General features: G+C 68.7%; 11 protein-coding genes. 6 read left to right on the top strand and 5 right to left on the bottom strand.

Translation table 11 applies throughout. The features are described 5' to 3' along the window. Positions 1–167 precede the first annotated feature (167 nt). The 5 genes from WBA11_RS19535 (at position 168) to mgtE (ending at position 6,851) form a co-directional block, all read left to right on the top strand. Positions 168–959: a lysophospholipid acyltransferase family protein gene (locus tag WBA11_RS19535; RefSeq protein ID WP_424522302.1), complete on the top strand. Its 792-nt coding sequence runs from the start codon at positions 168–170 to the stop codon at positions 957–959. Between the two features lie 46 nt (positions 960–1,005). Then, positions 1,006–1,548, top strand: a complete 543-nt coding sequence (locus WBA11_RS19530; RefSeq protein WP_424522301.1) for a hypothetical protein — start codon at positions 1,006–1,008, stop codon at positions 1,546–1,548. Positions 1,549–1,551: 3 nt separating this feature from the next. Then, complete coding sequence (locus WBA11_RS19525; RefSeq protein WP_424522300.1) at positions 1,552–4,140, top strand: hypothetical protein; 2,589 nt, start codon at positions 1,552–1,554, stop codon at positions 4,138–4,140. Between the two features lie 557 nt (positions 4,141–4,697). Beyond that, the gene (gene rsmA / locus WBA11_RS19520; RefSeq protein WP_424522299.1) at positions 4,698–5,480 is read left to right on the top strand and encodes a 16S rRNA (adenine(1518)-N(6)/adenine(1519)-N(6))-dimethyltransferase RsmA; all 783 of its coding nucleotides are present in this window, start codon (positions 4,698–4,700) and stop codon (positions 5,478–5,480) included. A 3-nt stretch (positions 5,481–5,483) separates the two neighbouring features. Next, positions 5,484–6,851, top strand: a complete 1,368-nt coding sequence (gene mgtE / locus WBA11_RS19515) for a magnesium transporter (RefSeq protein ID WP_424522298.1) — start codon at positions 5,484–5,486, stop codon at positions 6,849–6,851. A gap of 131 nt (positions 6,852–6,982) precedes the next feature. Here mgtE and WBA11_RS19510 read toward each other — a convergent pair whose 3' ends face one another. From WBA11_RS19510 to WBA11_RS19490, 5 genes are all read right to left on the bottom strand, one after another. Further along, complete coding sequence (locus tag WBA11_RS19510; RefSeq protein WP_424522297.1) at positions 6,983–7,414, bottom strand: DUF1499 domain-containing protein; 432 nt, start codon at positions 7,412–7,414, stop codon at positions 6,983–6,985. Next, positions 7,411–7,854, bottom strand: coding sequence for a cytochrome c maturation protein CcmE (locus WBA11_RS19505; protein WP_424522296.1), 444 nt, complete (start codon positions 7,852–7,854; stop codon positions 7,411–7,413). The genes WBA11_RS19510 and WBA11_RS19505 overlap by 4 nt, the downstream gene beginning before the upstream one ends. Before the next feature lie 12 nt (positions 7,855–7,866). Further along, a complete protein-coding gene (locus WBA11_RS19500) occupies positions 7,867–8,091 on the bottom strand; it encodes a CcmD family protein (protein ID WP_424522295.1) in 225 nt (74 codons plus the stop codon). Then, positions 8,092–8,958, bottom strand: coding sequence for a cytochrome c biogenesis protein CcsA (gene ccsA / locus WBA11_RS19495; RefSeq protein ID WP_424522294.1), 867 nt, complete (start codon positions 8,956–8,958; stop codon positions 8,092–8,094). It lies immediately after the preceding gene. A 127-nt stretch (positions 8,959–9,085) separates the two neighbouring features. After that, positions 9,086–9,760 carry a heme exporter protein CcmB gene (locus tag WBA11_RS19490; RefSeq protein ID WP_424522293.1) on the bottom strand — a complete coding sequence of 225 codons (675 nt, stop codon included), beginning with the start codon at positions 9,758–9,760 and terminating at the stop codon, positions 9,086–9,088. A gap of 74 nt (positions 9,761–9,834) precedes the next feature. Here WBA11_RS19490 and WBA11_RS19485 point away from each other — a divergent pair. Then, positions 9,835–10,112 (top strand): ADP-ribosylglycohydrolase family protein (locus tag WBA11_RS19485; RefSeq protein WP_424522292.1); only part of this gene is annotated, 278 nt, incomplete at its 3' end.

Below are 10,112 nucleotides of genomic sequence, written 5' to 3'. Positions count from 1 at the left end.
ACGTCGGGTGGGCCGAGCACCTGCTTGGGCTGGTGGCTGCGGGGTTCTCGGGTCCGCTCGTGATCGACGGGCTCCCCGACCCTCCCCGCGTCTCGGGGCTGGCGTCCTCGACGGCTCTGGTACAGATGGCCCGGGTCGCGGCACGGTCGGGGGTCTAGCTTCCCGACGTGACCCTGGCGCCCGATCCTACCGTCCGTGTGGTCGCTCCGACCCCCTCGCTGGCCCACCGACTGTGGTTCGGGTGGACCATCTTTTGGGCGTGGTTTTTTACCGCCACGATGAGCCCGCTGTTGGTCCTGCACTCCGCGTTCCGGCCGACGGCCCGGACGATCCGGGCCTGGATGCTGCCGTGGTCCCGGTTCATCCTGGGCGCGACGGGCATCCGCGTCGAGGTCGAGCACCGCGCTGCCGTCCCCGACGGACCCGTCGTATTCGTCTCGAACCACACCAATTCGCTCGACATCATGTCTACGATGGTGGCCCTGGGCCGGCCGTTCCTGTACATGGCACGGCACGAGGTCCGCTCGTGGCCGTTTGTCGGGTGGGTCTTGGAGAAGACGGCGTGCCTGTTCATCCGCCGCGACAACCCGCGCCAGGCGGTCAAAGACTTGCGCCGAGCGGCCGAGCGGATCCAGGGTGGCGACTCGGTCCTGCTGTTTGCCGAAGGGGGGAGGAGCCACAGGCACGGCCTGCAGCCGTTCATGCGGGGTCCGTTCGTGCTCGCCATCGAGGCCGGTGTGCCGGTCATCCCCGTGACGCTGATCGGCAACGCGGGCGTGTTGTCGAAGCACACGGCGTCGGCACGGCCTGGGCGGACGCGGGTCGTTATCGGGGAGCCGCTCGAGACGAGCCGCCTCGGACGGGCGGATTCGGTCGCCCTGATGAAGCAGACGCGGGCCGTCATCGAGGCCGAGCTCTCGGCCTACGGCGCCGTCGAGGACGTTCCGGCGGTGGGGTAACGCCTGGGTACTAGCGGGTGAACGTGGCGGATCTATCTTCGCGGGCGTGCTCCGATCCGCCGTCCGTCTCTTCTGTCTCGGGTTCGCTCTGGGCGGCTGCGTGTTCGGCGACTGCGACTTCGAGACCAGCACGGCGGAAACCGTCGGCGGCCTCATCCTGGCCGATGCCGGCGCCGTCGGCGACACCCTGACGTTGGCGTTCGTCGACGCCCGGGAGCCCGCCCTCGAGGTCCGGGTCCCCGCTGCCGTCCTCGAGGACGCCGGCACCTCTCCCGACGACGTCCTCGAGGTCGTGTACGACGCGCAATCGACGACCTTCGGAAGTGACCCGCTTGCTCAGCCGCTCGTGACGACGGCCGTCGGGGACACCGTGTTCGTCTACATCGCGGGGACCCTCGATCCGACCCTCTTCGCGTGCTCACCGGGCGAGTCCGTCCTCGAGGTCGACGTGCGCGAGATCTTGGCCCCGCAGGGCGTCGAGGTCGTCCGGTTGACACGGCTGGCTGCTCGCGACTTGCTGCCCGAAGCGGCCTCGAGGCTCCGGTCCGAAGAAGCCACCCGTCTCGCTCGTTTCCCCATCTCTACCTGACCCATGGCCAAGTCGACAAAAGGGCGCGCTGCCGCGAACCGCCCGGCTCCCCTCGAGGGCAACGAGGTGTGGAAGTCTCGGAGCCGCGTCCGCCGGGCCGGACCGGTGTCGCGGGAGACCACGCTGTGGGAGAAGCAGCCGGGGTGGGTGCAGCACGCGATTTGCGTCGCCTTCCTGATCATCGTCTCTGTCGGGTTTTACTCGTCCACGACCCTTGGCGGCCGGACGCTCGTCGGTGGGGACACGGTCGAGTGGCGGGCGACGGCGCAGGCCATGCTGGAGTACCAAGAGGCCACCGGCGTCCGGCCGGAGTGGTCCCCGAACGTGTTCGGAGGGATGCCGGGGACGATGATCTTGAGCGGCTCGCGCGTGCCGGGCGTCGACACCCTCATGAGCGGGTTGCGGTCGATGGGGCTCTGGCCCGTCGCCCACTTCCTCTCGCTCCTGATCGGGACCTACCTCCTGGTCCACTTGCTCACGCGCTCGAAGCTCGCGGGCGTGATCGGGGCGGTCGGGTACGGGTTCACGACCTACCTGCCGATCATCTTGACGGCGGGTCACAACACCAAGTTTATCGCGCTGTGCTACGCGCCCTGGCTGTTGCTCGCCTTCGCCGCGTTGGTCCGACGCGCGCCGGAAACGGGGAAGATGATGAGCGGGCTCCTGGTCTTCCTGTTCGCCATCGCTGCGGCCGTGAACCTGCGCGCGGGCCACATCCAGATCACGTACTACGTCGTGATCGCCGCCGGCATCTGGTGGATCGCGGAAGGGATCTCGGCGAGTCGCGAAGAGCGCCTCCGAACCTTCCTCGCGTCGACAGGGCTGCTCGTTCTCGGCTCGGCTCTCGCCCTGGCGATGGTCGCCGATCCGTACATCGCGCAGGCGGAGTACAAGGCGTACACGATCCGTGCCACCGGGCCTGGCGGAGGCGTCGCGTGGGAGTACGCGATGGCGTGGAGCCAGGGCTTTGGCGAGCTCCTGACGCTGGTGATCGCGAACGCCTACGGCGGCGGGGGGGGGACGTACTGGGGCGAGAAGATCTTTACCGCTGGTCCGCACTACGTCGGCCCTGTCGTGATGCTTCTCGCGATCGTGGGCGCCATCGGTGTGACGAGGCGGTCCGTGCTCGCCTTCGCGGTCGCCAGCGTCGTGATGGTCCTGTTCTCCTTGGGCGAGAACCTCCCCCTCCTCAACCGACCGGCGTTCGAGCTCCTGCCGCTCTTCAACGCGTTCCGCGTGCCCGAAACGTGGTTGTCGATCGTCGCGCTTCTGCTCGCGCTCCTGGCCGGATGGGGCGCGTACTACATCCAGCGTCGTGAGGTGACCCAGGAGGCCGAGACTCGAAAGAGACGAGTCGTGCTCGGGACCGGGGCTGCGCTGACGCTGCTGATCGGTGGGCTCTGGCTGATGGGCGGAGGGCCGCTCACGTTCGAGAAGCCGAACGAGGGAGCCCAGGTCGCACAGGCCATCGCGCAACAGAACGGGATCTCGCCGGCCGACCCCCAGGTCCGTCAAGCGACGGCTCGCTACCTCGAGGACGTCACCGACGAACGGGCGTCGATGTTCGCGTCCGACGCGCTCCGGTCGCTCCTCATCCTGGGCCTGGGCCTCGCGCTGCTGGCGGCGCGGCTGTGGAAGGACACGCCTGCGTGGGTCGTCTTGGGCGGCTTGGCGATCTTGGTCACGTTCGACTTGTGGGGCGTCGACCGCCGGTACTACAACGACGACAGTCCGTCGCTGCAGCGGTCCTCGAGGCTGACGGCCCAGATCCAGCCGACCGACGCCGACCGGTTCGTGATCGCACGCGTCGATGCCGCGGGAGGATCGGGACACTTCCGGGTCCTTCCCGCCAACTGGTCGCAGAACGCCAAGCCGTCCTACTTCTACGAGTCGGTCGGGGGGTACCACGGCGCCAAGCTCGCGCTGATTCAGGACTACTTCGACCGGCTGCTGCCCGACGACTCGACGGGCCTGAACCGGAACGCGCTGCGCCTGCTCTCGACGCGGTACACCGTCCTGCCCGGCGCCGTGCCCGGTACGACGCCCGTCTTCCAGGACGAGCAGACGGGCCTAGTGGTGTCGATCGACTCGACGGCGTTGCCCCGCGCCTTCTTCGTCGACTCCGTCGCGGTCGCCCTCGATGACCAAGCGATCGAGCAGATCCGGAACTCCGACACCGACCTCGCTCGCGTCGCGTTCATCCCCGAGCCCATCGAGGGCGTCGTCCCGGACGACCTGACGGGCGCGGCTCCGGACTCCGGCGCGGTCTCCGTCGACCTCGAGCGCTTCGAGCCCGACGAGCTCGTCTACCAGGTCCAGACGGACCGTCCTCGATTGCTCGTCTTCAGCGAGGTCTACTACCCGGCGGGCTGGACGGCCACCGTCGGTCAGGAAGCGGCGCCGATCGTTCGGACGAACTTCCTGCTCCGTGGCGTCCCGGTCCCGGCCGGGGAGCACATCGTGACGCTGCGCTTCCAGCCGGAAAGCCGGAGGCAGGGCGTGTTGATCTCGTGGATCGCGTCGCTCTTCGTCTACATCGGCGCGATGGGAGTCGGAGGGTTGGTCTGGTACCGGAGAGGGCAAAAGGAGTAGGCGCCCTCGAGGCCAGTGCTCGTCCTCGAGGTCGCGGCGGACATCCCGCTTCCGTTGCCATCGCTCCGCTTCATGAACGGAAGCTGTCCCCCTGATTCAGCAGGGCCGCTAGGTTCTAATCCGGCGCACCTTCCAGCCGTCGTCCCCGCGAACGCTGGGATCCAGAGTGACGATACCTACGGCTCCAAGCGGTCTTAAGGATGGAGATGGCACCGAGCCGCGAGTTCGAGGTCGGACGCAGCTCCGAGCGCGCTACTCTGGGTTCCCGCGTTGGCTGCGCCGTCACTCCGTGGTCGCGGGAATGATGACGGTGAGTAGGGAAGTGAGTTCAGAACTTTGCAGCCCTGCTCATTTGAGGGGGACAGCTTGATCTCACTAGGACGGAGGGTGCTCGGCTTGCTGAATCTGCGCGAGATCGAAGGGGGGGGGGGGGCTGGCCGCCCCGAGGTCGCCGGTCCGCCCTCGAGGCCGAGCACACCTCGTCTCCTCTTCTCGCACCTCACAGCCGCTTGCCCCTGCAACGGCGTTAGCCTCGATCTCCCCTCCGCTCTGCGCCCGTGGCCGTCCGCCCAAAGAAACGTCTCGGCCAGCACTTCCTCACCGACGACGCCGTAATCCGCCAGATCGTCGCGTCGGTGGAGGCTCTGGCGGGCGGGGGCGTGGTCGAGATCGGGCCGGGTGAGGGCGCGCTGACGGGCCTCCTGCTCCAGCGCTACCCCGAGATGGTCGCCCTCGAGGTCGACCCCGAGTCGATCGCGCACCTCCAGGCGCGGCACCCAGACCTCGACGTGCGCGAGAGAGACGTCCTCGAAGTCGATTGGCCGGCGCTCGCCGCAGAGCTCTGCGCCCTCGAGGACGACGCGCGGTTGCAGGTGGTCGGCAACCTGCCGTACTACATCACGTCCCCGATCCTCTTCGCGCTCTTGGACGCCCGCGCGCACATCGGCCGGGCGGTTGTGATGGTCCAACTCGAGGTCGCCGACCGGTTGGTGGCGCCTCCGGGGAGCAAGACGTACGGGACGTTGTCGGTGTACTTCTCGCTCTTCGCCCGCACGGAGAAGCTGTTCGACGTGTCTCGAGAGTGCTTCCGGCCGATGCCGTCGGTCGAGAGCGCCGTGGTCGCCCTCGATTTCGCAGGCGTGGAATTGCCAGACATCTCCTGGAAGTCTCTCCAACGCGTCGTGCGAGCGGCGTTCGGACAGCGTCGGAAGATGCTCCGCAACAGTCTGGGACCGTTGGCGCGTGAGGCCGGCGTCGATCTCCCAGAGTGGGCCGCGACGCTGCGCCCTGAAGCGGTGTCCCCGCACGACTTTGTGCGGCTCGCCCACCACCTTGCCTAGCTCGTGACCGACGCCGCCGACACGCTCACCGTCGTCGACGACGACCTCCTCGAGGCCGTCGCGGAGCTCGTCGAGGCCGGGCACCGGGGCCACGTGCTCAACCTGGCAGCCGATCTGCGACCGGCGGACCTGGCGTCGCTCTTGCAGCACCTGCCGCCGGACCTGGCGCACACGCTCTTCCGGTGGCTCCCGAACGACGCGACGAGCCGGGCGCTGCCGGAGCTCGAGAGCGCCGAGCGGATCGACCTGCTCGAAGGACTTTCCACGGCGGAGCTGGTCACGCTCATCGACCCGTTGGCGACTGACGACCAGGCGGACGTCCTCGCCGATGTCGACATCACGCAGGCCGATGATGTCCTGGTCCAACTCGAGGACGCGGACGATGTCGAGGCGCTCCTGAGCTATGGCGAGGACACGGCGGGCGGCCTCATGGCCACCGAGGTCGTCGCGGTCGTTCTCGAGTCGACCGTCTCAGAGGCGACCGAAGCCGTTCGGGCGAACGCCGAGGCCGTCGACCCGGTCTACGTCGTGTACGCGACCGACAACGAGGGACGGCTAAAGGGCGTCGTCCCGCTCAAGCGGTTGCTGCTGACGTCGGCGCAAACGTTGGTCGCCGATATCGCGGAACGAGACGTCGTCTCCGTCGAGCCCGACCTCGATCAGGAGGACGTGGCGCGGATCATGGAGCGATACGACCTGGTCGCGCTCCCGGTCGTCTCGGCGGGTGGCCGCTTGCTCGGCCGGATCACGATTGACGATGTCGTGGACGTGATCCGCGAGGAGGCCGAGGAGGACTTGCAGCGCGCGGTCGGAATCACGGGCGAGGAGGAGCTGTCCTCGAGCGTGTTCGCCGTCTCGAGGGGCCGGCTGGTGTGGCTGCTGCTCGGTCTGATCGGCGCGTACGTGTCGGGCTTGGTGATCGTCGGCTTCGAGGACGCGCTGACGGTCGCGCCCGTCCTGGCGCTGTTCATCCCGATCGTGATGGCGATGGCGGGGAACGCCGGTATCCAGTCGTCGGCAATCGCGGTACAGGGTTTGGCGTCGGGCGACTTGTGGCGGAGCGACCTGCTCCGGCGAATCGGGAAAGAGCTCGTCGTGGCGTTGATCAACGGTGTGGTGCTGGCCGTCGCGCTCGCGATCATCGTCGTCGTCTCGGGTTTCGGCGACGACACGGTCCGGCTGGCCCTGACGGCGGCGTTGGCGCTGATGATCGTGATCGTCCTGTCGACGTTGGTCGGAGCGACGGTGCCCCTCGCGCTGAACCGCGTCGGCATCGACCCGGCGCTCGCGATGGGGCCGTTCATCACGGTCTCGAACGACATCCTGGGCCTGATGATCTTCTTCTTCGTCGCGACCGTTCTGTACCTCTAAGGCATCGGGCCTGGGGCCTCACGCGCCAGGTTCGACCTCGAGGCCGGCGCTCCGTGATCGGGCGCAACGTGCCTCAGCCCGGCGTCCTCGAGGACGACCGACACGTCTCGACGTCTATGGAGCGCTGGTCGCTACGCCGACTCGGCCGCGATCCGCCGGACGGCCTCGAGGACGTGATCGACGCGGCGGGCGTTGACGCCCAGGTCGCTGCGCCCGGACCGCGACGCGCTCCGCACCCACAGTGTGGACCCCGTTCCGTCGGCCTCGACGGCGACCTCGAGGTCGTCCGTGAACGGGCCGATGACGGACGTCGCGGTCCAGCCCGCGTCGGTCGCTACGACGTCGCTGGCGTCGACCTCGAGGAGCGCTTGCCGCGCGGCCTCGAGGACGGTCTCCGGCTCGGCCTCGAGGTCGATGGCGCCGCGGGCGCAGTTGGGGTGAGGGCCACAGGGCGCGATCGGCCCACCGGTAGGCGTCTCCGGCCTCGACCCGATCCGGTCGCTCGCGATGGCACCGACTGCGATGACCGCGAGCCCCACGCCGATCCATCCCAGCTTGCTCACTGGTCGTACCCCGTTGCCGCGCTCGAGGTCGTCGTGACTGGCATCCCGGGCTGTGCGTCCTCGAACTCGCGGCCGTCGTTGTACTTCGACGGGCACTTGACCAGGATGTGCTCGGCTTGGAACGCGGAGCCATCGGCGGCCATCTGGCCCTGGACCACGACGCGCTCGGCGTCCTCGAAGTTGGCTGGCTTCGGGTTCGAGTACATCACGGGCCGCACCGTCCCGGCCGTATCGGCCATGGTAAACGTGAACACGTTGCGGGACGGGTCGTAGCTCGAGGGCGCGTCGCGGACCCAGGTCCCGACAACGTGCGCCTTCCGGCCGCTCACGGTCGCGTCCTCGAAGGTCTCCCACCCGGCGACTTGCTCACCGAAGCTGGTGACGACCAGGAAGCCGAAGATGCCGACAAAGGCGATGCCGAGAAGGGTCGTAGGACGCATGGCGGTGGAGGGTTAGCGGGTCGCGTCGAGGTCGCGCTCGAGGCGCGCCAAGCGGCGGTCGGTGCGGATCAGCAACAGTAAAATACCAGCCCAGATCACGAGCACGACGGCCAAGACGACCGGGAGCTTGTCGTCGGCCAGCATCACGCGCTCGATGCCTTCGGCAGGCTGCTCGGTCGTCGCCCGGGTGGCGTCGGCATCGAGGACGGCGATCGTGGTGTCGGCGGGCTGGAGCATCTACGTGACGACGACGGAAGGGGCCTGGGTCCCGATGCGTCCGGCCTCGACGCGGAGCTCGGCGACGTTCGAGCGGACGCGCTGCGTGTAGAGCCACCAGCCGAGCATGATGAAGCCGACCGCGCACGAGTAGAAGATCCACTGCATATCGGCCGCGATGTCCATGTCGCTGAACGCCGGGTTGCCCTCGGCGCCGGGGTGTAGGCTCGCCATGCGGCGCGGCAACACGTAGGTCAGGAAGGGGAGCGTCGCGGTCGCGAAGAGGGCGTAGACAGCGGAAAGGCGCGCCCGCGATCGGGGCCGGTCGATAGAGCCGCGCAGGACGAAGTAGGCGCCCGAGATCAGGAGTTGGACGGCGACCATGTTCTGGCGGGGCTCGGGGCTCCACCACAAGCCGGTGCCCTGGTACCACGTGAACCTCGCCCACACCACGCCGGTCACCAACGCGACCACGCCGGCGACGGTCGAGATCATCCAGGCCGCCTCGGACCGGACGTCGTGGACCGTGCGCCCGGTCGCGAGGTAGCGGCCCGCGTGCCACGCCCCGACGACGGCGCCGAGGTACAGCACGAACCACATCGGCACGTGGAAATACAGGTTCCGAGCCGTCTGCTCCAAGATCGGAAGCTGCGAGACGGGACCCAAGACGGCGAAGACCAGGGAGACCGTCAGCCAGACGGCGGCGACGACGCCGAACAGGCGGTAGAGCAGGCCGTAGCGGGGAAGGGCGAGGTCGCGGTCCATCATCACAGGGTCAACGACGATGATGCGGACGACGCGCCCGCCCGACCGTGAAAAGGCGTGGGATGGGGAATGGGGAATGGTCAGGCGCGGCCTCGAGGGCGCGGAATAGTTCCGGCCTCCCACGCAAGCTCCCGAGCCGCCAGGTCGAGTCCCCCCTCCTCACATGAGGAGGGGGACAGGGGGTGGTTCCTCGTCCTCGAGGTCGCGTTCGTCCTCGAGGTCGCACCAGCCGAGCTCATCTCGGGCGTCGTCAGTCCCGCCAGACGAACTCGAACAGGACGAACGAGGCCGAGATCAAGAGCCCCGCGTACGACGCCATCAGCACAACGTCGTCGTGGGCGGCGGACCAGGCGCCAGCGGGAGACCCGGAGGCCAGCTCGGTGAGCGCGACGGCTGGAATCAGGATGGGGACCAAGACCGGGAACGCCAGGACGGGTAGGAGAGGACCGGCGGCCCGTGCCCGCGCGACCAGTGCCGAGAGAAGCGTCGTGGCTCCTGCGATCCCGACCGCTCCCAGGACCAGCGCGACGATCAGCACCGCGGGTGCGCCAAGGGGAACCGGGACTAGAATCCGAAACCCGATCGCGGCCAGCGCGACGACGGCCAGCATCAGGCCCGCGTTGAACGCGAGCTTACCGGCGTAGACCTGGCTCGGACGCAGGTGAAGCTGGAGAAGGAGGGACGTTCCGCGCTCCTCCTCGGCCACGAACGCGCGGCCCAAACCGACGGCCGCCGCGAACACGACCACGATCCACAACAGCGCCGACGCAACGGCGACCGTGGGCGCCGCCCTTAAGAGAGCGACGCGGACCAGGACGAGCGATGCCGCGACGAACAGCCCCAGCCCGCTGAGAGCGACGCGCGTTCGGAGTTCGAGACGGGCGTCGTTCGCGACGACGGCCCAGGTGCCGGCAAGCCAGGTCACGGGAACGGGGGGGAGGCCCGGAGGATAGCACGGCGACCGCCCCTCCCATCCCGGCCCACGCCGGCTCCCGCACCATGCCCGCTCCGTTCCGCGACCGCCTCGTCGGCACCATCATCGGCAGCGCCCTGGGGGACGCCCTCGGGATGCCCGTCGAGGGCCTGAGCCACCAGAACGTCCGCACGTACTACAAGGGGATCAAGGAGCTCCGCGCCGACGAGAAGCGGTCCGACCTCGAGGCCGGCCAGTGGACCGCCGACACCCAGCGGGCTCGCTCCCTGATGCGGGCGCTCTCGACCGGAGCGCCGGACAGCCCCGACGAGGTCCGCGCCGCGTTCGTAACCGACCTCGAGGG

The sequence above is a fragment of the Rubrivirga sp. genome, assembly GCF_049648075.1.
Lineage (GTDB): Bacteria > Bacteroidota > Rhodothermia > Rhodothermales > Rubricoccaceae > Rubrivirga.
Note: the sequence above shows the minus strand (reverse complement) of the source record. Positions and strands in the feature narration are given on the sequence as shown.

What these genes read in the sequence shown, in the direction of transcription:
- WBA11_RS19525 (WP_424522300.1), top strand. Translation starts at nt 1,552, where the DNA reads ATGGCCAAGTCGACAAAAGGGCGCGCTGCCGCGAACCGCCCGGCTCCC.
- WBA11_RS19505 (WP_424522296.1), bottom strand. Translation starts at nt 7,854, where the DNA reads ATGCGTCCTACGACCCTTCTCGGCATCGCCTTTGTCGGCATCTTCGGC.
- WBA11_RS19500 (WP_424522295.1), bottom strand. Translation starts at nt 8,091, where the DNA reads ATGCTCCAGCCCGCCGACACCACGATCGCCGTCCTCGATGCCGACGCC.